A 24,600-nucleotide genomic window follows, 5' to 3' on the forward strand; every position below is an offset into this window, starting at 1 on the left:
TGATGACCATGCGTATTCCGATCATTCCGACAATCATCGTTGCTTGCGCGATTGCCGTAATGGTCGCGTTGGGTTTCTGGCAGCTGTCGCGCATGGGCGAGAAGGAGGCGTTGCTGGCCCGATATGCACAGGCGGAGCAAATGAAGGACGATGCTCCACTCATGGGCAAGGCGCTTGAGCGACCGCTCTTCTATTTTCGCCACACAACGCTGGGCTGCCAAGGCAGCGGCATGACCGAACCGCGGGCGGGCGCAAATACCGAAGGCGAAATCGGTTGGGCGCATTGGGCGAAATGCACGGCCGACGTCGATAGGATTACTGTTTCGGTAAACGTCGGGTGGTCGAAAGAGCCGGCCGCTGTTCCATACGCACTCAGTCAAGTTGTTGGTACTATCGCACCCGATGGTCCGGATGGCGCACGCGTTGTGGCCGATGAGCCCGCTCCAGGTCTCCAAGGAAGCGCCAAGCCCGATCCGCGCAACATACCAAACAATCACCTCGCCTATGCAGGCCAGTGGTTCTTTTTCGCGCTGACTGCGCTGGTGATCTATATCCTCGCACTGCGCCGACGGGCCACACGGGCTACGGACGAATAAACACCGGCTTGCTTGCTCCACCGCGCGGGCACGGCTAACCGCCTTGGCGCAATGAAATACGTCTCGACCCGCGGACAGGCCCCGAGCCTCGATTTTGCCGAAGTGACCCTCGCCGGTCTCGCCAGCGATGGCGGTCTCTACCTGCCGCAAGAGTGGCCGCAATTCTCGCCCGAGGAGATCCGGGCCATGCGCGGGCTGCCTTATCCCGAGCTGGCGGCGCGGGTGATGCAGCCTTTTGTCGGTGATTGCCTCACGCCCGATCGGCTGCGCGAACTGACGGAGAAGGCTTATGAGCGCTTTGCGCATAAGGCGGTCACTCCGCTCGTCCAGTTGAACGAGCAGCAATGGGTGCTCGAGCTTTTCCACGGCCCCACGCTCGCATTCAAGGACGTGGCCTTGCAGATGCTCGGCCTGCTGTTCGAGGAGTTCCTGTCGCGGTCGGGAGGGAACCTGACCATCGTCGGTGCGACCAGCGGCGATACCGGAAGCGCGGCGATCGATGCGGTAGCAGGCCTCGACAATGTCGAAATCTTCATGCTCCATCCCAAGGGCCGGGTAAGTGATGTCCAGCGCCGCCAGATGACGACGGTGCGCGCTCCCAACATCCATAATATTGCGGTCGAGGATGCCAGCTTCGACGATGCGCAGGCCATGGTGAAGCGCATTTTCGCCGACGAGACCGTAATCGCGAAACACCGGATCGGGGCGGTGAACTCGATCAACTGGGCGCGTCTGATGGCGCAGGTCGTCTATTATTTTGCCGCCTCCCTCCAACTCGGCGGGCCGGATCGCAAGCTTGCCTTCAGCGTGCCGACCGGCAATTTCGGCGATGTCTTCGCCGGCCATGTGGCGGCGCGCATGGGGCTTCCCATCGAACAGCTGATCGTGGCGACCAACGTCAACGACATCCTCCACCGCGCGCTATCCGCGGGCGACTATTCGGCCGGCAAGGTCACGCCCACGGCCGCGCCAAGCATGGATATTCAGGTCAGCTCGAACTTCGAGCGCCTGCTCTTCGATGTCGGCGGACGCGATGGGGCTGCGCTGGCCGAGCAGATGCGCGGGTTCGACGCGAACAAGGCGATGCAGCTGACCAATGCGCAGCGCGAAGGCGCAGCCGCACTCTTCACGAGTGCTCGTGCGGACGAACACGACACGGCACAGGCGCTGCGCTGGGCCTACGAGCAATGCGGCGAGCTCATCGATCCGCACACTGCCATCGGCCTCCATGCGGCCCTGCAGGCGGAGATCGACCCCTCGGTGCCGGTCGTGACGCTGGCGACCGCCCATCCCAGCAAGTTCCGTGATGCGGTGGAGCAGGCGACCGGCTGCCGCCCTGCGCTTCCCGCGCGCATCGGCGACCTTTTCTCGCGCGAGGAAAGCTATGTCTCGCTGTCCGGCACATACGAGGCCGTGCGCGACCATATCCTCGAAAACGCCGCCTGATGGCTGACCTGCACCGCGATCCCGTGCTGATGGTGGGCGAGGGCTGGGAAGGCTATCGCCTGCTCGACAGCGGCCATGGCCGCAAGTTCGAGGCCTATGGCGACTATCGCTTCATTCGCCCGGAACCGCAGGCCATGTGGTCGCCCAAGCTCGATCATTGGGACGCGCATGGTGAATTCGTGCCCGGCAGCGACGAGGATGGCGGCGGGCGCTGGCAGTACTCGAAAGACGTGCCGCAAGATGGGTGGGAGCTTGGCTGGGGCGACGAGGTTCGCTTCACCGCGCAATGCACGCCCTTCCGCCATCTCGGCTTCTTCCCCGACATGGCACCTGTCTGGACCTGGATGGGCGAGCAGCTTGCCGGGCGAAGCGATGCCGAGACGATGAACCTGTTCGGCTATACCGGCGTGGGCACGCAGGCGCTGAGCAAATACGGCCGGGTCACACATGTCGACGCCAGCAAGAAGTCGGTTGCGCAGGCTCGCGAGAATGCGGCGCTGGCAGGGCTCGATGACCGGCCGATCCGATGGCTTGTCGAAGACGCGATGAAATACACCGCCCGCGAAGTGCGCCGGGGGCGACGCTACGATGGCATCATCCTCGATCCGCCTAAGTTCGGTCGCGGGCCCGACGGCGAAGTCTGGCGGCTGGAAGAGGGGCTTCCGGGCCTCGTGTCCGATTGTCGGCAACTGCTCGATGCGGACAGCAGTTTCCTCTTCCTCACCGTCTATGCCGTCCGCATGAGCAGCCTCGCGCTTGGCGGCCTCCTAGAAGAGGTCTTCGCCGACTTGCCGGGCAAAATTGAACACGGCGATCTTGCGGTGCAGGAAGAGGGCGGTCGAATGCTGCCCACCGCCATCTTCGCACGCTGGTCCAATCCGCGGTAGGGAAACCCAATGACCGATTCGCTGATCCTCGAAGTTGCCGACTTCGAACATGACGTCCTCACCGGCATCTATTCGGAAGAGACCGGCAAGCCGCAGCCGCTGCGCTTCACCATCCAGGCGAGGATGAAGCCGCTTGCGCATTACGATGCGGATACCTCGCTCGACCATTCGAAGAACTACATGGACTTGAAGTTCGCAGCGTCGGAAGCGCTTCCCGAAGGCGTCCATTTCAAGCTTATCGAGGCAGTGGCCGATCACGTTTGCGAAACGCTGTTCCTGCAGGACAAACGCGTCGAGGCTGTGACCGTGAAGATCGTCAAGCTGGCAATCGCCGAAGCGGGCGAGAAGATCGGCATCACTCTCCATCGCGAGCGCCGCGAATGAAACGGATCGAGGTCGAGGGCCTTCCGGAGGAGCCGCTCGCGGCAGCGGGCCTCTTCCACCAGAACTGGCTCGATCCGATCGAACGCGCGCTGGAGGCAGGTCTCGATGTCATGGTGACGCTCGATCCTGCTGACCATACGCATGGCGAATGGCGCAGGGCCGCCGCTGCCATGCTTGCCCGCAAGCACGCCCCGCAGCGCGCCAATCTCGTGGCTGGCACGAGCGAGAAACTCGCGGCGATTGAAGCCTACCTTGTCAAAGCGCCCGGTGTGACCGGACAGTATTTCGAGGCGGCGGAATGAGTGTGACCATCCTCTTCCTCGGTCCGCTGCGCGATCTCGCCGGACGTCAGGAGATCGAAGTCGATGCGCCGCTTGACTGGGCGGGTCTACTCGCCGCGGTCGGACCGGAGGTGGCAGAACAGCTCGAACAGAAACGCGTCAATGTCGCCTGCAGGGGCCGTGTCCGGGCCGACAAGCGCGCCTTGCTGGCAGAGGATGGCGATGAGGTAGCATTGCTGCCGCCGGTCAGCGGTGGCTAGGCTCTCGCTCTCCACGCCGCTCGATGTCCGCCTGCTCGACAAGGGGATGTCGGTGGGCGAGGCGCTGGCAGCCTTCAACGCAACTCATGCCGAAGCGGGGGGCATCGCCACCTTCCTTGGCAAGGTCAGGCCAGATGGCGAAGTTCGCGCGCTGGAGCTCAGCCATTACGAGCCGCTCACTCTTGCCGGGATGGAAGAGCTTGCAGGGAATGCCAGGGAGCGATTCGATCTCGACGGCGTCCTGGTCTGGCACCGGGTCGGGGTCATGGTGCCGGGCGAGGCGATCGTTCTGATTGCCGCTGCCGCACGCCATCGCCGCAGCGCCTTCGAAGCGGCCGACTTCCTGATGGATCACCTCAAGTCGGCGGCGTGGTTCTGGAAGCGGGAGCGCCGGGCGGATGGCTGGCACTGGATCGAACCCCGACCGGAAGATCACGAAGACCGCGAGCGCTGGAAATAATCGCACCGGTTTGATCTCGATCAAGGTAGCGGCGGCGCCGGAAGGGCAGGAAGGCTCCAACAAAGGAGATCGTCCATGTCGAAGCACCTTACCCGCGAACTCGTTGCCGAACAGGCCGCCATCGTCGCTGCGCCGAAAAAGCGCCACGAGACCGATCGCACGTTCGAACTGCCGAAGGCGCTCTATGGGGCGACTGTAGCGCTCTACCTCGGGTTCCTCGCCGTCATGGCCACCGGCCTTGCAACGCCCGGCCTCATCATTCCCATGGCGATCTTCACGGTCTTTATCGTGGCCGGATTCGGCATCCCTGCGATCTGGACCCGCCTGTCGCCGGAAACGCCGTCGAAGCAGATGAGCTTCGCCAAGCTGCGGCGCGAAGGCGTATCGACCTACACCGGCCGCGTCAGTGCGGTGGATGCGTCCGTCCAGATGCTCATCCTGCCCGCGCTGATCTTCTGCTGGGGTGTCGCCATGGTGACCGTGGCAGCACTGGTGGGCTGAACCTAATTCTCAGGTGCCTCAGGAGAGGGGCAGGAGCGCGGGGTCGATGAGTTCGATCCCGCGCTTTCCTTCGCGCCGGATCGCGCCGTCGCGTTCGAACCGGGTCAGCATCCGGCTTACGGTCTCGATAGTCAGCCCAAGCATGTCCGCCAGTTCCCCGCGTGAGAGCGGCAGGTCGAACCGGGTCGCCGGATGACAGGGCGAATCGCTGGCCGCACGAGCCATCGAGAGCAGGGCCCCGGCTACGCGCTGCTCCGCAGATGAATTACCGGTCAACGCTAGCAATTCGCGGCTGGCGAAGAGATCTTCCTGCGTGCGCCGCAGCAGCGCCTGGGCGAGGCGCGGATAACGCTCGATCGCGTCGGCAAAGGCGGGGCCGGAGAATACGCAGAGCTCGCTTTCGCCGAGCGCCACCACGTCATGGCGCATGTAGGGCGCAAACATTTCGCCGACGAAGCCGGATGGGTGGACCAGCGAAAGGATACGCTCGCGCCCGTCTATGTCGGTCGCGGTGATCTTGAGCGCGCCGCTTTTGAGGGTTGCGCAGGCTGCCCCGCTTTCGCCCGCCGCGAACAGCGTCTCGCCCTTTGAGAGCTTGCGCGTACGTCCGACGCGCGCAAGTTCATCGCGCTCTGCCTCGTCGAGGACGGCGCAGGCCGCGCGGTCACGCACGGGGCAGGTGGCACAGGACAGGCTCATTGGATCCGTCCCCGCAAATCGGCGAGGATCGCGTCTTCGCTGCTCACCAGCGCGACAACCTCGTTGCGGGCCGCATCGATGGCGGCGGTCTCCTCCGCGGCTACGCTTTTCGCGGTATAGATCGCATCGAGGTCGCCAAGCGGCACAGCCGCGCGGCTCCGGGCCGAATCGAGTTCCGCCAAGGCGACCTGCGCGGCGGCCCAGCGATCGCTGCCGACCTCGCTGCCCGATGCGGCGGCGACCAGTTCCTGGGCTCGCGGGGTCACTTCGACAAATTCGGCATGCGCTTCGCGGGCGGCGGCGACCAAGCTGGCGAGCCGCGTCTCGAGCCCGCCCGTCAGGTCGACCTCGACCGGCGGCACGTCGAGGCGCGCCGGCTCACCGGTCTCGAACTGCCCCTGGGCGCGTTCGACATCGCGTATGGCGAGCGAGGGGTACTCCCCGCGCGGTCCTGCACAGGCACCCAGCAGGAAGATGAGGGGAAGGACGATAGCTGGCCTTGCATTTCCAAGCATGCCCGCCACATAGCGAGGGCTTCCGCAGCGTGCCAGCGCGAAAGGTAAAAAACCGCCCGATCCGGCGTTGACTTGGGCCCGCCTTTCGCCTAACGGCACGCTTCTTTCCGGGCCCGCCAATCGGCGGGTCGACGGGTGCGCCGTAGATTCGCAAGAATGCGGCACAGCAATTTGAACGAGAGATACGTACCATGTTCGCAGTAGTGCGCACGGGCGGCAAGCAGTACCGGGTTGCCGCCGGAGACAAGATCGCGGTTGAGAAGCTGGCTGGCGAAGCCGGTGACACCATCACGCTGGGCGACGTCCTGCTCGCCGGTGAAGGCGACAAGCTGGAAGACGCCGGCAAGGTGACCGTTTCGGCCGAAATCATCGCACAGGCGAAGAGCGAAAAGGTCGTCGTCTTCAAGAAGCGTCGTCGTCACAACTATCGCCGCAAGAACGGCCACCGTCAGATGATGACGCTCCTGCGCATCACCGACGTCGGCACCGGCGGTGCCGAGAAGGCTGCACCGAAGAAGGCCGAAGCCAAGAAGGACGCTCCCAAGAAGGACACTTCCGAAGAGAAGGCAGCGCCGAAGGCCAAGAAGGCTGCGCCGAAGAAGGCTGCAGCTACCAAGGCGGCTCCTGCCAAGAAGGCACCCGCCAAGAAGGCTGCGCCCAAGAAGGCCGCCGCCAAGAAGACCGAATCCAAGAAGTAAGGATCTGAACCATGGCACATAAAAAAGCAGGCGGTTCATCGCGTAACGGTCGCGACTCAGCCGGTCGTCGTCTTGGTGTGAAGAAGTTCGGCAGCGAAAACGTCGTCGCCGGCAACATTATCGTGCGCCAGCGCGGCACGAAGTTCTACCCGGCCGTCAATGTCGGCATGGGCAAGGACCACACGTTGTTCGCGCTTACCGACGGCGTCGTCCGATTCCACTCGGGCAAGCTCGGCCGCAAGTATGTTTCGGTCGATGCGATGGCGGAAGCCGCAGAATAATCGGACGCTCCGATAACGGGATCGTCCAGACGGAACGGTCCCAGCCGGGTTAACGACCGGCAGACGAAGAGGGAGATGGGGCCGACCCGTCTCCCTCTTGTCGTTTCTCCCTCTTCAACACCGCTTGGACGAAAGTTCCTTTCGTCATCATGCAATTGTCACGTGTCCGGCCTAGGAGCCCGGAGCGTGGTCCTACGGGGAGAATACCGATGTTCCATGTCACCAAGAGGCTGCTGTTGCGGCCTGCCTGGCCCGAAGATGCAGAAGCACTGTTTGGCGGAATCGCCGACCAGGGTGTCGTCCGCAATCTTGCCCGTGCGCCGTGGCCCTATCTCCCCGAACACGCCCGCGAATTCGTCAAGCGCGAGCAGGACCCGATGTATCCGGTCTTCCTGATTACCATGCCCGGCACGCAGGGTTCGCAGATCATTGGTTGTATCGGGATCGACCCGGGTGAGGACGGAACCGAGATCGGTTACTGGATCGCCCGTCCCTTCTGGGGGCAGGGAATCGCGACCGAAGCAGCCCGCGGTGTGCTCGAAGTGGCGCGCCTGCTGGGGCACACCCGGCTGGCTGCCGGCCACTTCGCGGACAATCCCGCCTCGGGCAAGGTGCTGCGAAAGCTCGGGTTCAAGCCAACAGGCAAGATCGCGCCGCGCCACAGCTGCGGGCGTGGCGAGAAGGCGGACTGCGTGATGTATCGCCTCGAGCTCGAAGCCGAGTCGGGGCCGACGCTCCAGGCCGCATAAACGAAAGGCCCCGCGAGATCCTCGCGGGGCCATTTTCTTGTTTTCCGGAGATCGGGTCCTATTCGGCCGGCATCAGCGCGGCTTCAAATTCGCCGTCGTATTTGCCGATCAGCGCGCGATCGTCGTGATCCCACGGATGGAAGCCCGGCTTGAAGTAAGCGAGCCAGGCCGGGAAGATGCGGCGCACGACACCCGGCTTCACGGTAAGGTACTTGAACAGGCCCCACTTGGCCTTCCAGCCGGTGATGCCGTCCTGCGCGAGCAATTCGAGCGAATCTTCCCAGCGATGCTTGAAGAAGCGCGCGGTGACGATCAGCATCATGAGGCTGCGGACCTTGTAGCGACGCCACTTGGTCCAATCGCGCGTGGCGTGGTTCCAGGTGTCGTAGGCCACGCCCTTGTGTTCGATCTCCTCGATTGAATGCCATTCCCACATGGCGCGGACTTCGGGGTCTGCATCCTTGAAGTGGTTGGGATTGCCGAGGAACTCTGCGGCCATCATCGCGGTGTAGTGTTCCAGCGCCATGGTCGAGGCGAGGTTCAGATATTCCGGGCGGCCCTTGAACATAGCAAGCATGTCGGCAACGCGCTGGTCGATCGCCTTGATGTCGTAGCCAGCATCTTCGGCGAGACGGTTGAAGGCAACGTGTTCGCGCGTGTGGTTGATTTCCTGCTTCACGAAAGCGCGGATTTCCGCGGTCAGCTTGGGATCGGCACCTTCACGGTGCGCCTTAACGGCTTCGATGAAGAAAGCTTCGCCGCGCGGGAAAGTGGCGGAAAGGGCATTGTGCCAGGCCGTGCCAAAGGGTTCGCCGGCCCACCAGCGACGCGGTGTGGTCCCGCGGTTGAAACGCTCGTCACGCACGGTGATGGTGAGATCGCCCGGGGTAGGGGCGGTCTTGGCAGTGGCAGTATCGATGGGGAGGGGGGCGTTCATGTCCGGCTCCAAGGTTAACTTACAAGAGTGTAAGTAAGCGATACTGACACAAATGTCAATAAGGATGCCGCGCGGCTTCCCCTAGCCGCCGCAATGCTTTACCGCCCTGTCCCAATGGCAACGCGCAAACGTCTTTCGCCCGAAGCATCGCGACTCGCAGCCCTCGAGGCAGCGCGTTCGCTTCTCATCGAGACCGGGCCGCAATCGGTAACCCTGAAGGCGGTCGCCGGCCGGATCGGCCGGACGCACGCCAACTTGCTGCACCATTTCGGGTCTGCTGCGGGCCTGCAGAAGGCGCTTGCGGGCCATCTTGCCGAAACGGTTTGTGCCACAATTGCCGATGCCGTGCGTGCCAGCCGGGCCGGGTTGGGAAGTCCGCGAGAGGTCGTGGATCTCGCCTTCGACGCCTTCGACAAGGAGGGGGCAGGCGCGCTCGCTAGCTGGATGATCCTGACTGGCAACGAAGATGCGCTCACGCCGATCGTGGAAACCATCCACGAGCTGGTCGACGAGATCGCCCCCGAAGAGGCGGGCCATTCGGGCGACGCCAGCCATGTTCATGAGGAAACGCTCGCGCTGGTCCTCATGGCTATGGGCGACGCGCTTATCGGTGGTGCCCTTTCCCGCTCGCTCGGCCTGCCTGAGACGGCTGCCCGCGACCGCGCCGAACGAATGCTCGTGCGCTCGCTCGAGGCTACCGGCGGACAGGGCTGATCCCCGCTATTCGCGCGGATGTTTCCAGGTCGGCATTTCGGCCGGGGTCTCTGTCGCCAGTCTTTCGAGTTCGCTTCTCACCCCGGCGTCTTCTTCGTCTTCCGCCGCCTTGGCCAGGGCCATGTTGTAAGCCACGTGGAGCGCTTCTTCGGCCGCAACCGCATGTTCGGGCACGACACCGACATGTTCCCAATTGGTGCCGGTGATCGGGTTGATCGCACGCCCCGTGGGAATGAAGGCCACGAAGCCGTGACCCAGTGAAACCGGCCCGCCCGGATTGGCACCGCCACCGGTGGTTTCGCCGATGAGCACCGCACGCTCCTGCGTCTGCAGATCGTAGGCGAATTCCTCGCCGCCCGAGAATGTGTAGTCCGAGGTCAGGACGTAGACCGGGCCGGTGAAGCGGGTATTCACCGAGCGAACCGTCCAGAAGTCCCGCGTTTCATCCTCGGGGCGGAAGTAGAGACTGTTGAGATGGCGTTCGTCGCCTACGGCAAAGAAATGGCTGGCAAGCTGGGCCACGCTCGATGGATCGCCGCCGCCGTTCGAGCGCAGGTCGATGATGATCGCGCGGCTGCCCGCGAGCAAGTGGATCGCCGATTCGAATGCCGGGCCCACAAATTCGGTCGGACCGAAGAAGCGCACGTCGAGATAGCCGATGTTGCCGGGCAGCTGGGCCGTCCGGTAGATGCCATAGCCATTGGCGGCCATGTCCTTGCGCATCTGCTGGATTTCCTCGGCGCTAGGCGTGCCGTCCCCATTCTCCATCTCGCGGAACGACGGATTGTAACGCACCTGCAAATGCCGGTCGTTGCCCGCTTCGCGCAGGTCCAGGCGCAGCGCATCGGCAAAGGCCTGCGAGCTATCGTGTTCACGATAGGCACCCGCCTTGGCGCGGCGATCAAGTTCCTGCGCCGTTTCTTCGGCGACATCGGGGAAAACGTAATTCGAGCGCATCTTGGCGCCGAGCGTCTCGACAACTTCCATCTTGGCCGCGTCCGAAATCGGCGCGTCCGGCCTCTCCTGCCCCGCTGCACCAACCGCAGCGAATACTCCGAGCGCTATTGGCCCAAGAAACTTCAGCATCCCATCCTCCCGAGGTTCAAACAGAATCGAGCGGAGGAATATCGACGATGACAGCTGTAGTTAAAGAGCAATCGACGAACTACAATTGCAGCCAGTCGGGCGCCAAATCGGGGTCCAGATCACCGATGCGCACATGATCGACGGCAAGGCCGAGATCCTCATAGGCCACCTTGCGCCGCTTCTCGTTCGACCGGTCGAGCGGGACAACGAGCAGCCGGCGATTGACCTTGCTGCGCCAGTTCATCCGCGCGGTATTTTCCTGTCCGATATAGCAGCCCTTGTCGAATGCCACGCCGTGGAGCTCGACAGCATTGGTCTCGAGCCACAATATGTCGCCCAGTTCTGCCCGTCCCTCGGGCACGCCCAGCGAAAGGCGATACGCGCGATAGTCGTCGTCGGCAGCTTCCTCCCCGTCCTGGGCAGGGGCAAGCCAGCGCTGGCCCAGTGCGGCGAGCCGCGGATCGGATGCTCCGCCATCGCCTTGATGCTTCTCCCAATGCACGGCTACGCTGTCGTCGACATCGATCGCGATCTTGCGGCGCAGGCGGTAGAGTGAGAGACGTTTCGCGAGATCTGCGGCGAATTCCGCTTCGCAGTCGAGCAACATCTCCCCATCACCAGCCGGCCAGACGATCATGTCGAACAGTGCCTTGCCCTGCGGTGTCAGCAGCCCGGCATAAACCGGCAACTGGCCCTTCACGTCGTTCGTAAGCAGGCCTTGCAGGAAATCGGCGACGCTTTCGCCCTCTTCCAGCGGAGAGAGGCGGATCACGGCGCGGCTCGTCAGGCGGGTGGCTGTCATGCGTGACAGATAGGCCGCCTGTAGCCATAGGCAACGGCGTGGACACGCAATTCGACCAGATTGTCTTCTCGGGCGGCGGTATTCGCTGCTTCTGGCATGGCGGCTTTCTCGCCGTTGCCGGCAGCAAGCTGGGGCTGGACATCAAGCGGGTCAGCGGCGTTTCGGGCGGGGCACTGAGTGCGGCGGCATGGATCGGAGGACGCGAGCAGGACCTGCGCATGCTGATGGCCGAGGCATTCCGGATCAACGATGCCAACTACGACCGCAGCTATCCGCGCTACACGCCGCACCAGGAGATCTACCGAGCCGTTGTGGAAACCACGCTCGACAGCGAGGCGATCGCGAGGATTTGCGACGGGCCGGAGTACCAGGTGCATCTTTCCTCCCCGCCGCGTCACTTGCCGGCAGGTCTGGCGGCGGTCATTTACGGGGTCCTGTACAAGTTCGACCAGACGGTTCGTCAGACACCGCATCTCGTCCTCCCGAAGCGAGCCGGACTGCGCACCATCTGCGTGGACGCTCGCCATGCCGCGCGTGAGGGGAGGCTGGTGGACTTGATCTGTGCAGCAGCGACTATCCCGCCGGTTTTCGAAGTGCCGCACTGGAACGGGAAACGCGTTCTCGATGGCGGCATGCTCGACAAGGCACCGCTGCCGCGACCCGATGAGGGCCGCACGCTGATCCTCCTGAGCAGCCGCTATGCACGGCTGCCGCAGGACGAGCGGCATCTCTATGTGCAGCCAAGCCGCGAGGTTGCCGCCGACAAGATCGACTTCTCCGATGCAGACAAGGTCCGCCGGACGTGGGAACAGGGCGAAGAGGACGGCAGAAGCTGGCTGGCGGATCAAGGATTCGAAGGCTAGAGCGCGCCTTATGACCACCACGCTGACGATCCGCCGCCCCGACGACTGGCATCTCCACTTCCGCGATGGCGAAACCATGCGCGCGGTCGTCCCGCATACGGCGCGTCAGTTTGCGCGGGCGATCGTGATGCCCAATCTCTCGCCGCCAGTAACTACCGGCGCGCTTGCCGCAGCCTATCGCGAGCGGATAGTGGATGCGGTTCCCGATGGCGTCGAGTTCACGCCGCTCATGACCGCCTACCTCACCGACCAGACCGATCCGGACGATCTCGCTGCGGGCTTTGCCGACGGCGTGCTGACCGCGGCCAAGCTCTATCCGGCCGGCGCGACGACAAATTCAGCGCATGGCGTGACCGATATCGCCAATATCGAGCGCGTACTAGAGCGAATGGCAGAGATCGGCATGCCGCTATGCGTCCACGGAGAGGTGACGCATGCCGACATCGATATCTTCGACCGCGAGGCTGTCTTCATCGACCGCATCCTCGCCCCGCTGGTCGAACGGTTGCCGCAGCTGAAAGTGATCTTCGAGCACATCACCACGAAGCAGGCGGTCAAATTCGTCGACAGCGCGGGCCCGCAGGTCGGCGCAACGATCACCCCGCAGCACCTCCATATCAACCGCAATGCCATCCTCGTCGGCGGTATCCGCCCGCACATGTTTTGCCTGCCGGTCGCGAAGCGCGAAGAGCATCGCATTGCCCTGCGCAAGGCGGCGACCGGCGGCTCGACCAAGTACTTCCTCGGCACAGACAGCGCCCCGCATCACCGGCACGACAAGGAAAGTGCCTGCGGCTGCGCGGGTATTTTCAACGCGCCCTTCGCGCTTGAAAGCTATGTGACCGTCTTTGATGAAGAGGGGGCGCTGGACCGTTTCGAGGCCTTCGCCAGCCTCAATGGCCCGGCCTTCTATGGCCTACCCGTCAATGAGGACACGATTACGCTGGAGAAGGCGCCGGTGGAGGTCCCGGCCGAAGTGGACGGGGGAGCGGCGCAGATCGTCCCCTTCCATGCAGGCGAGACGCTCAACTGGCGGCTGGTTTCCTAGAACGCGACCACAGGTCCCAGACGAAAATACCCGCTGCCGCCCAGATGCAGGCGAAGCAGGCGGCCTGGACCGGTTTCAGTTCCTCGCCGAAAACCGTCAGCCCCAGCACGAAGACGATGCTCGGCGCGAGGAACTGGATAAACCCCAGCGTCGAATAAGGAAGGCGCCGCGCCGCGATAGCGAACAGCAGGAGCGGGATTGCGGTCAGTGCGCCGCCCAGCATGATCGCCAGGCTGAGATCGGTCGATTGCGTGAAGGAAGAGCCGGTTGGTAGTCCGGCATAATACCATGCCACGCCCGCAGCGGGCACAAGCAACAACATCGACTCAATGGTCAGGCCTGGGAGCGCGCCGACATCAACCTGCTTGCGGATCAGGCCGTACGTTCCGAAGCTGAGCGCCAGCGTCAGGCTGATCCACAAGGTCGTCAGCGCACCGCCGAGCAATAGCGACACACCTACGGCGGCAAGCGCAACCGCACTCCATTGCGCGCGAGACAGGCGTTCCTTGAGCAGGAGCGTGCCCAGCAGGACATTGACCAGCGGATTGATGTAATATCCGAGGCTGGCAGCGTAGACGTATCCCGACTGGATCGCCCAGACGTAGACCACCCAGTTCACCGCGATCAGCGTTGCCGAAAGAAGCAGCCAGCCCATGGCCCTGCGGCTGGCGAGCACAGCTCGAAGCTGGGGGATCTGCTTCCTCAATGCGACGATCAGCAAGCACAGCGGCAGCGTCCAGATAATCCGCCAGCCGACAAATTCGAAGGCTGGAACCTCGCGCACCAGAATCAGGTAGAGCGGCAGGAAGCCCCAGATCAGATAGGCTGCAAACGCTGCCCAGAGCCCCGTTTTCGGGTGTTCGGTTGCTGTCGCGTCCATGAATGCCTGCCGCCTAGGCGCAGCGAAAACGCGCGGCAAGCCTCATCTCGTCGCTGCCACATATTCGGTTCGTCGATTAACGCAATTCTGACGCTGCGGTTGCAATCCGTTCAGGAAACGATCGCTAACTATGAACGGCATCGACCCCCTAACGAGTCGAATACGACCAAAGGAACCTAGCTATGCCGAAGCTGACCAAGACACTATCCCTCGCCATTGCCGCAACCGGCATGACCCTCGCCATGCCCGCTGCCGCTGCTGTCCCCGCACATGCCGCGCCGCAAGCCCACGCCGCTGTCGCTGGCGACATGGTTTTCGAACACGGCAAGAAGCACAAGCGCCACAAGCATCGCCATCACCACCGCGGTCATCACGGCGATCGCTATTACGGCGAACGTCGCCCCTATTACATGGGTTACGACCGCCACTATGGCGAGCCGGTCTACCGCGACACCCGCATCTGGCGCGGTCGTGACAACCGCTACTACTGCCGCAAGGAAGACGGCACCACCGGCCTGCTGGTCGGGGCAGGTGTCGGCGCGCTGATCGGTCACGAACTGGCGGGCCGCAACGGCGACCGTACGCTCGGCGCCATCCTCGGCGGTGCGGCAGGTGCGCTGCTCGGCCGGACGATCGACCGCTCCAGCACGCGCTGCGGCTAAACCAGACCAACGAGCTTCAGGTTGCGCCCACCCGCAGCCTGGAGGCGGCCTCCGGGTCGCAGCGGGCGTCGTCCGGATCCCATAACGGGAGCGGGCGGCGCCCTTTTATGTGTGCTTGTCCTTGGTCTTGCGGGTCTGCTTTGACGGTTCCGCAAGCCCCACACCGATGGTTGCACGGGGTTGGTCTACCTCCGTACTGGCGACCGGGTAGGCGCAATAATCGGCGGCGTAATAGGCGGCCGGGCGGTGATTGCCCGACAGGCCGATGCCGCCGAAGGGCGCGGCCGAGGACGCGCCATTGGTCGGACGGTTCCAGTTGACGATTCCGGCGCGGATTTCAGTCCAGAACCGCTCGAAATCTTCCGGCTTGCCGCCGATGAGCGATGCCGACAGGCCATAACGCGTGTTGTTCGCCTCGGCGATCGCTGCGTCGTAATCCTTGACCCGGATGATCTGGAGTAGCGGGCCGAACAGCTCTACGTCCGGGCGGTCCTTGATCTTGGTCGTGTCGATGATGCCGGGACTAAGGAACGGGAGATCGTCCTTCAGCCGCTTCATGGCGAGCACGTCCTGGCCCCCGTTTTCGAGCAACGCCTCGCGGCTTTCGACCAGCTGGTCTGCCGCGACATTGTCGATCACTGTGCCCATGAAGGGCTGCGGATCGGCGAAAGGTTCATCGACGATCAGGCGCTTGGTCAGGCCCACCAGCACCGGCACGATCTCGTGGTACATCTCGTCGAGCACGATCAGGCGGCGCGCAGCGGTGCAACGCTGCCCGGCAGTCGTGAAGGCCGACTGGATGATGGTTGTCGCCGCATCTTCGAGCTTGGGCGTATCGAGCAGGACGATCGGGTTGTTGCCGCCCATTTCCAGCGCGACGATCTTGCCGGGATCGGTGGCGAGCTTCTTGTTGATCGCGATGCCGGCTTGCGCCGAACCGGTGAACAGGAGGCCGTTAATGTCGGGATGGCCGACCAGTGCCTTGCCGACATTCGCCCCGCCGTGGACGCACTGGATCACGTCTTCGGGGATTTCGGCTTCGTGGAACAGCTTGGTCAGGAATTCGCCGACCGCCGGGGTCTTCTCGCTCGGCTTGAAAACCACCGTATTGCCAGCGATGAGCGCGGGCACGATGTGGCCGTTCGGCAGGTGGGCGGGGAAATTGTACGGGCCCAGCACCGCCATCACGCCATGCGGCTTGTGCCGTAGCCCGGCGGTTCCCTGCAATGCGCTGTCGAGCTTCTTCTGGCCCGTCCGCTCGAGATAGGCCGAGATCGAGATTTCGACCTTGTTCTTGACCGCGTCGACTTCGGTGCGCGCCTCCCAAAGGGGCTTGCCAGTCTCGCGCGCGATCAGTTCGGCAAAGGGTTCCGCGTGCTTGAGCACCTGGTTGGCGAAACGGCGCATGAATTCCATGCGGCGCGCGGGTGACTCGTTCGCCCAGCCGGCCTTTGCAGCCTGCGCGCGCTCGATGGCTTCATCGACATTGCCCACCTTGCCACGCCAGATCTCATTGCCGGTCGCGGGTTCCGTGGAAATCATCTTGTCCGCCACGTAAATTCCGATCCTCAATCAGGAAACACTCTTGGATGCGCCTATGTAAGTTCCGCGGTGGCGCGTCAAATAGGAGTTTCACCTGTGCCCTGCAGGCCTTGGAGCGGGGCCATGCGCATCGCCCATCCGCCGCAGGCGCTCGACCTTATTACTGAGCGGCTGCCAGTCGTCCCGCTCGTCGATTGCCGACCAGATTGCCTCGACCTCTTCGATCAGCATGCTTTCGGGTTCGCCTTCTGACCAATATTCGTGGCTGTCTTCGACCGGTGTGTAGTCCGACAGGATCGGCGTTAGGCTCTCCTCAGCGTTCCGACCCCCGCGCAGCCGGTAGAAGAATGCGTCCGGCTGATCGCCACTCTCTGCCATCGCAGCCTCGCAGGCTCCCACTAGCCTGGCGTCCTCTTCGAAACCACGGCTTTGGACGCCCAGCCGCCAGCACCAGCGCCGCCCGACTGCTGCCATATATAGCGGACCGAAACGCTCCATCGCGGCGATCAGCGGCGGCGCATCGGCAATCAGGCGCAGGGCTATGGCGAACTGCCCGCAATTCCAGTGCAATGCCTCGGGCTGGCGACCGAAGGCATAGAGCCCTGCGTGGTCGAAATAGGCGGCGGTGAAGCCCGGTTGCCATTGGGGCAGGAAGCGCCAGGGACCGTAGTCGAAGCTTTCGCCAGAGATATTCATGTTGTCCGTGTTGAGCACCCCGTGGACGAAGCCCGCGACCATCCAGCTTGCGGCGAGATCGGCGAGCCGTTCGACGACGAGATGCATGAGCTGGACTGCCGGTTCATCGCGTCCGGGCGCGTCCTCGGGTGGGGGAGGGCCCGGGAACTGTTCGAAGCAATAGGCGACTAGCTGCTCCATATGCGCTTTCTCCTCCAGCGCGAGCAGGCGCTGGAAGGTCCCGATCCTTATGTGGCCGTGGCTCAGCCGGGTCATCACGGCGGATCGTGTGGGCGAAGGTTCGTCGCTGCGCATCAGTTCTTCGCCGGTCTCGGTAATCGAGAAGGTCTTCGACGTATTCACGCCAAGCGCTTCGAGCATTTCGGTTGCGAGGATCTCGCGCACTCCGCCTTTCAGTGTCAGCCGCCCGTCGCCATCGCGGCTCCACGGAGTCTGTCCCGAACCTTTGGTGCCGAGATCGAGCAGCCGTCCGTCGCCATCGCGTAGCTGGGCGAAGAGAAAGCCGCGCCCGTCACCGATCTCGGGATTGTACACGCGGAACTGGTGCCCGTGATAGCGGAGCGCGAGGGGGCGAGGGAGGTTTCCCTCCAGAGGCGCGAACCTGCCGAAGTGTTTTGTCCATTGCTCGTCGGTCAGGTCGCCGAGCCCGATGGCGGTCGCCCAGCGATCGTTGCGAAACCGGGTTTGTGTGCGCGGGAAGGGAGCTGCATCAACCGGATCGCCCAGCCAATCGGCGAGATCGAGGATCGGTGTATCGGGGCGATATTCGGCGGGTTCTGGTGCGCTTGGCATGGGTCGGGGATGGCGATGCGTGACGTGCCATGCAAGTCGTCTCTCGAAATTTGCGCGCGAGGGCGCTACCGGAGCAATCATGGAAAGCGAATTCAGCGAACGCAGCTGGCAAAGCCCCGACGGGTTGGAGCTGTATTTCCGCGAGTATGGCGCGGAGAATGGCGACAAGACACCGGTCGTGTGCCTCCACGGCCTGACCCGCAACAGCCGCGATTTCGAAGGGCTGGCCCCGCATATCGCGAAGCAGGGACACCGCGTGATCGTGCCCGACATGCGCGGCCGCGGAAAAAGCGCCTATTCCGATGACAGCGCAAGCTATGCTGTCCCGACCTACATCGGAGATGTCATGGCGCTGCTCGAACAGGAGGGGATCGAGCGGTATGTTTCCATCGGCACCTCGATGGGCGGGCTGATGACCATGCTGATCGCGCAATTCGCACCGCATCGGATCGCGGGGGCAGTGATCAACGATATCGGTCCTGCAGTCGACCCGACGGGGATCGAGAAGATCAGGACCTATCTCGGCAAGGGCGGCAGCTATCCCACATGGATGCACGCGGCCCGCAGCCTCGAGGAGGTACATGGCGATTCGCATCCCTCCTTCGACACGAACGACTGGATCACCATGGCGAAGCGTTCGATGACGCTATGCACCAATGGCCGGATCGCCTTCGATTACGACATGAAGATCGCCGAGCCTTTCAACGACGCGGACGAGAACGCGGTGCCGCCAGACCTGTGGCCCGGTTTCGAGGCACTGGCGGCGAAGCCGCTGCTGGTAGTGCGGGGCGGAATCTCCGCGATCCTGAGCGCCGATACGCTGGTGGAAATGCAGAAGCGTGCGCCCAATGCGGACACGGTGGTCGTGCCTGACGCTGGCCATGCCCCCACGCTCGACGAGCCCGAGGTGCGTAGCGCCATCGATGCCCTGCTCGCCAGCGTCGGATGAGCGGTTCCGATAACGGCCTTGCGCCGCATATCCTTCACGTCCTTCCGCAAGGGGCCTCGACCGGTCTCATCGGTGCCTTCGGAACCAAGCTGCGCCACACGCTGGTGATGGCGGACGGAGCCATGCCCGCCGGTCTCCAGCCGAGTGCCTATCTCCGGCTGGCCAGCAATTTCCCGCCGATCGAGGGCCTGCCGACGCCGGGGCGCATGCAGAAGCTCGCCCGCGCAATGACACCCTTCGACCTCGTGCTCACCCATGGGCCCGAAGCGCTCGATGTCGCCATGGCGCATACGCTGTTCAAGGACGCGATGAGCCTGCCTGCTCTGGTCCATCACGAGTACGAGCCGGACGAGAAGTCTGTCCTCAAGCGCAAGTGGTACCGGCGTCTTGCGCTGGGCAAGTCGGCAGGCGTGGTCGTGCCGGGCGAGACATTAGAGGCCGCGGCACTGGTGGACTGGCAGCAGCCGCTCGGTCGGGTGAAAAGGATTGCGCCGGGGATCGACACCAAGGCCTTCGCCAAGCGGCCCAAGAAGGATGGCTTCCGCCTTATCAAGCGCGATGGTGAGCGCTGGATCGGCATGCACCGCGAATGCAGCAGCGACGCCGGGTTGGCGCGGGTGCTCGAAGCCTTTGCTCCGCTGGGCGAGGATTTCCATCTCGTCATCCTGGGCCAGACCGAGGAGCAGTCGGATATCGAGGCCGTGGTCGACCGGCTGGAAATCAACCACCGCGTCCACCATGCGGGCGAAGTCACGGACATGCCCAAGGTCATGGGGCTGTTCGATATCTACGTACAGCCGGACTCGCCTGTTTCCTTTCCGGTCCACATCGTGGAGGCCATGGCCGCGGCGGTGCCGGTAATCGCACCTGGTGGCGGAGAGATCGAGGAACTCCTGTCCAAGGAGAACCGCAACTGGTTGCCCAATGCGGGCGATGCGGATGCCCTTGCCTCATTCCTGCGCGATCTGTCGGCAGATGCCACGCTCCGCAAGGCCGTGGGTGAGGCCAATCGCGCCCGCGCGGTGAAGGAATTCGATCGTGACAAGACGATCGCCACTTATCGCCGCCTTTATTCGAGCGCGATGAAGCGCGAATTCTAGCCTTTCATTTCCCATTCACGCAGGCGGGGACAGGCTCTGCCGGCCGGGTCCGAAAGCATTGCCCTCGCGCGATGCGATGCTTAAAGACCCGCGAACCCGAATTTTGATGGACCGGAGACCGCGCCGCAGTGGCACGCACACCCAAGACAGAACTGAGCCGCGAGGAAGAACGCGCCAAGCGCGACGCCGCCGAACAGGAGGCATTGCTGCGCGAGGTCGACGATGCCGTGCGGCAGGGCGATTTCGAAAGCTTCATGGGCAGTTATGGCAAGCCGCTGCTGGCAGTCATCGCGCTCGGCCTCGCCGGTTTCGGCGGGTACCTGTTCTGGGACAACCAGCGCGAGAACGCGATGGAGAGCTCGAGCGAGGAACTGGTGACGGTGCTCGACCAGCTCGATGCAGGCAACATGGACACGGTTGCCACGCGCCTGGAGGCATTCGAGGGCGAAGGCGCTCCTGCCGTCAGCGCAAAGATGCTGCGCGCAGGCATGGCAGCCGAGAATGGCGAACGGGCTGAGGCTGCCACCCTGTTCGGCGAAGTCGCGGCTGACGAAACCGCTCCGCAGGCGATGCGCGACGTTGCGCTGATCCGCCAGACCGCGCTCAATTTCGATGAGATGGAGCCTGCCGAGATCGTTGCCGCGATGAAACCTTTGGCGGTGCCCGGCGAACCCTTTTTTACCAGCGCGGGCGAGCTTCTCGGCCATGCCTATCTGGCGCAGGACAAGCGCGATGAGGCGGGCGCGCTGTTCGCGCAGATCGCCCGTGACGAGAGCACACCGGAAACGGCGCGCGCGCGCTTGTTGAACTTGGCGGGAATTCTCGGCGTCGATGCTATCGACGATGTGCAGGATGTCCTCGAAGCCCAGCGCTCCCAGCCGGGGCAGGGCGCCAGCCTCGTCGAATAATGATACGAAACGGAAATTCCATGAGCCAGACTATCGCACCTTCTTTCCTGCGTACTTCGCTGCTGGTTACCTGCGCGCTCGCGATGACCGCCTGCAGCGGCGGCCTGTTTGGCGGCGGTGACAAGAAGGATACGCCGACTGTCGGCAATCGTACGCCGATCCTTTCGCGGATCGAAAGCGGGGCGAAGGTCGACCCGGCACTCGCAGGAACGCAGGTCGTGCTTCCAGCCGAGCGGTCGAACGACACTTGGGGCCAGGCCGGCGGCACGGCGAGCAAGAGCTACGGCCACCTCGCGCTCGGCGCTGCTCCCACGCAGGCTTTCTCGGTACAGATCGCCGGGGCCAGCAACAAGCGGCGCCTCGGCGCGGCTCCGGTGATCGGCGGCGGCAAGCTCTTTGCGGTCGGCACGGATGGCGAGGTAACGGCATTCGACGCGCAAACCGGCTCACGCAACTGGACCTACCAGAGCGAACTGACCGACGATACGCGCCCCTCGGCCTTCGGCGGCGGCGTGAGCTTCGACAATGGCAGGCTCTACGGCACCGATGGTGCGGGCAATGTCTACGCCCTCGATGCGAATACGGGAGCGGAGCTGTGGAAGGTCAAGCCGGGCGGTCCGCTGCGCGGGTCTCCGACCGTGGCGTTCGGCAATGTCTTCGTGATGTCGCAGGACAATCAGCTCTTCGCGATCCGCTCCACCGACGGCACGCCCGTGTGGCAGGAATCGGGATCGACAACCATGGCCGGCGTGTTCGGCGTAGCGGCTCCTGCTGCTGGGAATGGCACGCTTGTCGCCGGGTATACCTCGGGCGAACTCGTCGCCTATCGCTACGAGAACGGCCGCAGCCTGTGGGCCGATGCCCTCGCGCGGACCTCGATCTCGACGCAGGTCGGCGCGCTGAGCGACATCGACGCCGATCCGATCATCGACAGCGGACAGGTCTTCGCACTCGGCCAGGGCGGGCGCATGGCGGCCTATGAACTGGTCACCGGCCAGCGCCTGTGGGAACTCAACGTGGCAGGGATCAGCACGCCCGCGATTGCCGGCGACTGGATTTTCGCTCTCACCGATGATGCGCGGATGATGGCCATCGCCCGAACCACCGGCAAGGTTCGCTGGCTGACGCAGATGCCGCGTTTCCGTGACGAGGAAGACCGCAAGGGCCCGATCTTCTGGCAGGGTCCGGTCCTCGCCGGGAACCGGCTGTGGGCAGTCAACTCCGAAGGCGAGATCTATGCGGTGAGCACGGGCGAAGGCTCTGCATCGCTGTTCCGCGAGCTCAAGGAATCGATCAGCCTCCCGCCGGTCGTCGCGAACAACACGCTCTACGTCCTGGACGACAGCGGCACGATTACCGCTTTCCGCTAAGCGTCAGCCGAGCGGCTGACCGTCGTCGGTCTCGTAGATCCGGATTTCGCGCGAAGCGGGCGGATTGGCCGCCATGACCTTCTGGAATTCGGCCATATGCGCCGACCGTCCATGCGCCTCGAGCGCTGCGCGGTCGCGCCAGCGTTCGAACAGGACCAGCGTATCCGGATCGGCCATGTCGCGCGCGAAGGTGTAATCGAGACAGCCATCCTCGGCGCGGCTGGCGCGGACCATCTCGACCATTGCCTTCTGCGTGGCTGCATCGATCGTGCGCCCCAGTTTGATGGTGCCATTGATCTGGATCATGCTGTCTCTCCCGCTCAGAAACTGTATTTGTAGACGCGCGAAATATCGCCCTGCCATTCTCCGTGATAGCGATCGAGCAGGACCTGCGCCGGGACCTTGCCGCTGGCGACGATCTCGTCGAGTGTCTCTAGGAAGCCGGTCTCGTTGTCGCCCGAGGAATTGAGCCGTCCGCGCGAGGCAAGGCCGCTGCGGGCGATCGCGAGGACTTCCTTTGCTAGGTCATGCAGCTTGCCGCCGCCAGGGATCGGTGCATCGAGCGCCAGCCTGGGAACCGCATTGCGCAGTTCCTCGCGCTCTTCCATCGTCCAGTGCTTGACGAGATCCCATGCAGCATCGAGCGCATCCTGCTCGTAAAGCAGGCCGACCCAGAAGGCAGGCAGCGCACAGATGCGGCTCCACGGTCCACCATCGGCACCGCGCATCTCAAGGAAGCTCTTCAACCGCACTTCGGGGAAGGCGGTCGAGAGGTGGTCCCACCAGTCGCTCTCGGTCGGTTTCTCGCCGGGGAGCACCGAAAGCTTGCCCTCGAGAAAGTCCCGGAAACTGAGGCCTGCGGCGTCGATGTATTTCCCTTCGCGGAAGACGAAATACATCGGCACGTCGAGCATGTAGTCGACGTAGCGTTCGTAGCCGAAACCATCCTCGAACACGAAAGGCAGCATCCCGGTGCGATGCGGGTCCGTATCGCTCCAGATATGGCTGCGGTAGGACAGGTAGCCGTTGGGCTTGCCCTCGGTGAAGGGCGAATTGGCAAACAGCGCGGTCGCCAGAGGCTGGAGCGCGAGGCCGGTGCGGAATTTCTGCGCCATGTCGGCTTCGCTCGAATAGTCGAGGTTCACCTGGATTGTGCAGGTGCGCAGCATCATGTCGAGGCCGAGATTGCCCACGCGCGGCATGTGCCGCATCATGATCTCGTAGCGACCCTTTGGCATGATCGGCAGTTCTTCGCGGGTCTTGTCGGGCCACATGCCGAGGCCGAGGAAGCCGACATTGTTGCGCGATCCGATTTCCTTCACCTGCTGCAGGTGCCGCCCGGTCTCGGCGCAGGTCTGGTGCAGGTTTTCGAGCGGAGCGCCCGACAGTTCGAGTTGTCCGGCCGGTTCGAGGCTGACCGTGCCGTCATCGCCGCGCATGGCGATGACCTTGCCGTTCTCCTCCACCGGCTCCCAGCCATACTCGCGCAGCGAGAGCAGGATGTCCCGTATGCCGCCCTCTTCCTCATAGGAAAGCGCGCGGTGTTCCTTGCAGCAATAGACGAGTTTCTCGTGCTCAGTCCCGATCCGCCAATCTGACTTGGGCTTCTCGCCCTTCTGCATCGGCGCGACCAGCTGGTCGCGGCTTTCGATGATGGGATCAGCGTCCCCCGAGGCCTCTCTCGTGCTCATTCAGTGGCGATAGGCAACCGAACCTTGCGTGGAAAGGAAATTATTCTTCGTCACCGATCCAGTCGCCCGCTTCGGCCATCCAGACTGCAATCCCGGCGAGGGCCGCCGTTTCTCCGCGCAGGATGCGGGGGCCGAGGCTGACCGGCCGAGCACTGGGGTGGGCGCGAATGGCGGAACGCTCGACATCGTCGAAACCGCCTTCCGGCCCGATGAGAAGGGCGGCAGGTTCTGCGGCGTAGCAGAATGCGTCTGCTGCCGCTTCGCCGCCTTCCTCGTCGGCGAAGAACAGGATGCGGTCCTCCGGCCAGTCCTTCAGAAGGGCCGCAAGCTTCAGCGGTTCCTCGACTTCGGGCAAAGCGGTGCGCGCGCATTGCTCTGCCGCCTCGGTCACGATGGTCCGGGCGCGTTCGGGGTTGAGCTTGTCCGCAACGCAGCGGCTGGTGACTACCGGCTGGATACGGGCGACGCCGAGTTCGGTCGCCTTCTCCAGCACCATGTCGAAGCGGTCTTTCTTCAGCAGTGCTGCACAGAGCCAGAAATCGGGCACTTCCTCGCGCGGGCGCAAATGCTGTTTCGGCTCGAGCGTGACGTGGCGCTTCGCTGCTTCCACTACCTCGGTGGCCCATTCTCCGGTCTCATCGTCGCACAGTATCACTGTGTCGCCCGGCGAAACGCGCATCACCTTGGCGAGGTAATGCGCCTGATTGCCTTCGACGCGGACGGGTGCGCCCTCCGCCAACGGGTTGTCGACGAACAGGCGCGGGGCGCTCTTGGGCGGCCAGGCGGGTGTTGCAGGCATGGCT

The 24,600-nt window shown here is 63.7% G+C and carries 30 protein-coding genes; 19 read left to right on the forward strand and 11 right to left on the reverse strand.

All coding sequences use genetic code 11. From position 1 onward, the window contains the following. The first annotated feature begins 8 nt into the window (after positions 1 to 8). The 8 genes from K3146_RS01485 (at position 9) to K3146_RS01520 (ending at position 4,815) form a co-directional block, all read left to right on the forward strand. Complete coding sequence (locus tag K3146_RS01485; RefSeq protein WP_247710979.1) at positions 9 to 596, forward strand: SURF1 family cytochrome oxidase biogenesis protein; 588 nt, start codon at positions 9 to 11, stop codon at positions 594 to 596. A 51-nt stretch (positions 597 to 647) separates the two neighbouring features. Next, entirely contained in the window at positions 648 to 2,042 is a 1,395-nt protein-coding gene (thrC, locus tag K3146_RS01490) for a threonine synthase (RefSeq protein ID WP_221544440.1), read from the forward strand. Next, a complete protein-coding gene (locus K3146_RS01495; RefSeq protein WP_221544441.1) occupies positions 2,042 to 2,929 on the forward strand; it encodes a class I SAM-dependent methyltransferase in 888 nt (295 codons plus the stop codon). Before thrC ends, K3146_RS01495 begins: the two co-directional genes overlap by 1 nt. A 9-nt stretch (positions 2,930 to 2,938) precedes the next feature. Next, positions 2,939 to 3,313: a dihydroneopterin aldolase gene (locus tag K3146_RS01500; RefSeq protein ID WP_221544442.1), complete on the forward strand. Its 375-nt coding sequence runs from the start codon at positions 2,939 to 2,941 to the stop codon at positions 3,311 to 3,313. Then, a complete protein-coding gene (locus tag K3146_RS01505; RefSeq protein ID WP_221544443.1) occupies positions 3,310 to 3,615 on the forward strand; it encodes a Rossmann fold domain-containing protein in 306 nt (101 codons plus the stop codon). The genes K3146_RS01500 and K3146_RS01505 overlap by 4 nt, the downstream gene beginning before the upstream one ends. Further along, complete coding sequence (locus K3146_RS01510; protein ID WP_221544444.1) at positions 3,612 to 3,854, forward strand: MoaD/ThiS family protein; 243 nt, start codon at positions 3,612 to 3,614, stop codon at positions 3,852 to 3,854. Before K3146_RS01505 ends, K3146_RS01510 begins: the two co-directional genes overlap by 4 nt. 46 nt (positions 3,855 to 3,900) lie before the next feature. Then, positions 3,901 to 4,314 carry a molybdenum cofactor biosynthesis protein MoaE gene (locus K3146_RS01515; RefSeq protein ID WP_221545187.1) on the forward strand — a complete coding sequence of 138 codons (414 nt, stop codon included), beginning with the start codon at positions 3,901 to 3,903 and terminating at the stop codon, positions 4,312 to 4,314. A 75-nt stretch (positions 4,315 to 4,389) separates the two neighbouring features. Continuing rightward, the gene (locus K3146_RS01520) at positions 4,390 to 4,815 is read left to right on the forward strand and encodes a hypothetical protein (protein ID WP_221544445.1); all 426 of its coding nucleotides are present in this window, start codon (positions 4,390 to 4,392) and stop codon (positions 4,813 to 4,815) included. A gap of 18 nt (positions 4,816 to 4,833) precedes the next feature. Here the strand turns inward: K3146_RS01520 and K3146_RS01525 are convergent, their stop codons facing one another. Together K3146_RS01525 and K3146_RS01530 are read right to left on the reverse strand one after the other, a co-directional pair. Continuing rightward, entirely contained in the window at positions 4,834 to 5,514 is a 681-nt protein-coding gene (locus K3146_RS01525) for a Crp/Fnr family transcriptional regulator (protein ID WP_221544446.1), read from the reverse strand. Beyond that, positions 5,511 to 6,029, reverse strand: coding sequence for a hypothetical protein (locus tag K3146_RS01530; protein WP_221544447.1), 519 nt, complete (start codon positions 6,027 to 6,029; stop codon positions 5,511 to 5,513). Before K3146_RS01530 ends, K3146_RS01525 begins: the two co-directional genes overlap by 4 nt. A gap of 191 nt (positions 6,030 to 6,220) precedes the next feature. On the opposite strand from K3146_RS01530, the gene rplU reads away from it, so the two are divergent. From rplU to K3146_RS01545, 3 genes are all read left to right on the forward strand, one after another. Further along, positions 6,221 to 6,727, forward strand: coding sequence for a 50S ribosomal protein L21 (rplU, locus tag K3146_RS01535; RefSeq protein WP_221544448.1), 507 nt, complete (start codon positions 6,221 to 6,223; stop codon positions 6,725 to 6,727). A gap of 11 nt (positions 6,728 to 6,738) precedes the next feature. Beyond that, complete coding sequence (gene rpmA, locus K3146_RS01540; RefSeq protein WP_221428915.1) at positions 6,739 to 7,008, forward strand: 50S ribosomal protein L27; 270 nt, start codon at positions 6,739 to 6,741, stop codon at positions 7,006 to 7,008. A 209-nt stretch (positions 7,009 to 7,217) separates the two neighbouring features. Beyond that, on the forward strand, positions 7,218 to 7,757 hold the full coding sequence (locus K3146_RS01545; protein ID WP_221544449.1) for a GNAT family N-acetyltransferase: 540 nt from the start codon (positions 7,218 to 7,220) through the stop codon (positions 7,755 to 7,757). 58 nt (positions 7,758 to 7,815) lie between these two features. On the opposite strand, the gene K3146_RS01550 is transcribed toward K3146_RS01545, so the two are convergent. Next, the gene (locus K3146_RS01550) at positions 7,816 to 8,694 is read right to left on the reverse strand and encodes a metal-dependent hydrolase (RefSeq protein WP_221544450.1); all 879 of its coding nucleotides are present in this window, start codon (positions 8,692 to 8,694) and stop codon (positions 7,816 to 7,818) included. 114 nt (positions 8,695 to 8,808) lie between these two features. Between K3146_RS01550 and K3146_RS01555 the strand changes: the two genes are divergently transcribed. Next, positions 8,809 to 9,408: a TetR/AcrR family transcriptional regulator gene (locus K3146_RS01555; RefSeq protein WP_221544451.1), complete on the forward strand. Its 600-nt coding sequence runs from the start codon at positions 8,809 to 8,811 to the stop codon at positions 9,406 to 9,408. Positions 9,409 to 9,414: 6 nt separating this feature from the next. Here the strand turns inward: K3146_RS01555 and K3146_RS01560 are convergent, their stop codons facing one another. Together K3146_RS01560 and ygfZ are read right to left on the reverse strand one after the other, a co-directional pair. Beyond that, on the reverse strand, positions 9,415 to 10,494 hold the full coding sequence (locus K3146_RS01560) for a S41 family peptidase (RefSeq protein WP_221544452.1): 1,080 nt from the start codon (positions 10,492 to 10,494) through the stop codon (positions 9,415 to 9,417). 79 nt (positions 10,495 to 10,573) lie between these two features. Further along, complete coding sequence (gene ygfZ, locus K3146_RS01565) at positions 10,574 to 11,296, reverse strand: CAF17-like 4Fe-4S cluster assembly/insertion protein YgfZ (protein ID WP_221544453.1); 723 nt, start codon at positions 11,294 to 11,296, stop codon at positions 10,574 to 10,576. A gap of 38 nt (positions 11,297 to 11,334) precedes the next feature. On the opposite strand from ygfZ, the gene K3146_RS01570 reads away from it, so the two are divergent. Further along, complete coding sequence (locus K3146_RS01570) at positions 11,335 to 12,159, forward strand: patatin-like phospholipase family protein (protein WP_221544454.1); 825 nt, start codon at positions 11,335 to 11,337, stop codon at positions 12,157 to 12,159. Positions 12,160 to 12,169: 10 nt separating this feature from the next. Further along, the gene (gene pyrC, locus K3146_RS01575; protein WP_221544455.1) at positions 12,170 to 13,207 is read left to right on the forward strand and encodes a dihydroorotase; all 1,038 of its coding nucleotides are present in this window, start codon (positions 12,170 to 12,172) and stop codon (positions 13,205 to 13,207) included. Here the strand turns inward: pyrC and rarD are convergent. Continuing rightward, the gene (gene rarD / locus K3146_RS01580; RefSeq protein ID WP_221544456.1) at positions 13,185 to 14,087 is read right to left on the reverse strand and encodes an EamA family transporter RarD; all 903 of its coding nucleotides are present in this window, start codon (positions 14,085 to 14,087) and stop codon (positions 13,185 to 13,187) included. The genes pyrC and rarD overlap by 23 nt on opposite strands. A 182-nt stretch (positions 14,088 to 14,269) precedes the next feature. Between rarD and K3146_RS01585 the strand changes: the two genes are divergently transcribed. Then, entirely contained in the window at positions 14,270 to 14,749 is a 480-nt protein-coding gene (locus K3146_RS01585; protein ID WP_247710980.1) for a glycine zipper 2TM domain-containing protein, read from the forward strand. A gap of 105 nt (positions 14,750 to 14,854) precedes the next feature. Here K3146_RS01585 and astD read toward each other — a convergent pair whose 3' ends face one another. Both astD and K3146_RS01595 read right to left on the reverse strand, forming a co-directional pair. Further along, positions 14,855 to 16,303, reverse strand: a complete 1,449-nt coding sequence (gene astD / locus K3146_RS01590; RefSeq protein ID WP_221544457.1) for a succinylglutamate-semialdehyde dehydrogenase — start codon at positions 16,301 to 16,303, stop codon at positions 14,855 to 14,857. 78 nt (positions 16,304 to 16,381) lie between these two features. Then, positions 16,382 to 17,779 (reverse strand): protein adenylyltransferase SelO family protein, encoded by a 1,398-nt coding sequence (locus K3146_RS01595; protein ID WP_221544458.1) that lies wholly within the window; start codon positions 17,777 to 17,779, stop codon positions 16,382 to 16,384. Between the two features lie 79 nt (positions 17,780 to 17,858). On the opposite strand from K3146_RS01595, the gene K3146_RS01600 reads away from it, so the two are divergent. The 4 genes from K3146_RS01600 (at position 17,859) to K3146_RS01615 (ending at position 22,106) form a co-directional block, all read left to right on the forward strand. Further along, positions 17,859 to 18,728, forward strand: coding sequence for an alpha/beta fold hydrolase (locus K3146_RS01600; protein WP_221544459.1), 870 nt, complete (start codon positions 17,859 to 17,861; stop codon positions 18,726 to 18,728). Beyond that, entirely contained in the window at positions 18,725 to 19,828 is a 1,104-nt protein-coding gene (locus K3146_RS01605) for a glycosyltransferase family 4 protein (protein ID WP_221544460.1), read from the forward strand. Before K3146_RS01600 ends, K3146_RS01605 begins: the two co-directional genes overlap by 4 nt. 128 nt (positions 19,829 to 19,956) lie before the next feature. Next, positions 19,957 to 20,736 (forward strand): tetratricopeptide repeat protein, encoded by a 780-nt coding sequence (locus K3146_RS01610; RefSeq protein WP_221544461.1) that lies wholly within the window; start codon positions 19,957 to 19,959, stop codon positions 20,734 to 20,736. A gap of 20 nt (positions 20,737 to 20,756) precedes the next feature. Continuing rightward, complete coding sequence (locus K3146_RS01615) at positions 20,757 to 22,106, forward strand: PQQ-binding-like beta-propeller repeat protein (protein ID WP_221544462.1); 1,350 nt, start codon at positions 20,757 to 20,759, stop codon at positions 22,104 to 22,106. 3 nt (positions 22,107 to 22,109) lie between these two features. Here K3146_RS01615 and K3146_RS01620 read toward each other — a convergent pair whose 3' ends face one another. From K3146_RS01620 to K3146_RS01630, 3 genes are read right to left on the reverse strand one after another with little or no spacing between them, the layout of a single operon-like run. Then, entirely contained in the window at positions 22,110 to 22,412 is a 303-nt protein-coding gene (locus K3146_RS01620; RefSeq protein ID WP_221544463.1) for a putative quinol monooxygenase, read from the reverse strand. Positions 22,413 to 22,426: 14 nt separating this feature from the next. Continuing rightward, positions 22,427 to 23,797: a glutamate--cysteine ligase gene (locus tag K3146_RS01625; RefSeq protein WP_221544464.1), complete on the reverse strand. Its 1,371-nt coding sequence runs from the start codon at positions 23,795 to 23,797 to the stop codon at positions 22,427 to 22,429. A gap of 40 nt (positions 23,798 to 23,837) precedes the next feature. Next, positions 23,838 to 24,596, reverse strand: a complete 759-nt coding sequence (locus K3146_RS01630) for a 16S rRNA (uracil(1498)-N(3))-methyltransferase (RefSeq protein WP_221544465.1) — start codon at positions 24,594 to 24,596, stop codon at positions 23,838 to 23,840. Positions 24,597 to 24,600: the final 4 nt, after the last annotated feature.

Origin of the sequence: Qipengyuania vesicularis, assembly GCF_019711415.1 — a bacterium.
In the GTDB taxonomy this organism is placed as follows: domain Bacteria; phylum Pseudomonadota; class Alphaproteobacteria; order Sphingomonadales; family Sphingomonadaceae; genus Qipengyuania; species Qipengyuania vesicularis.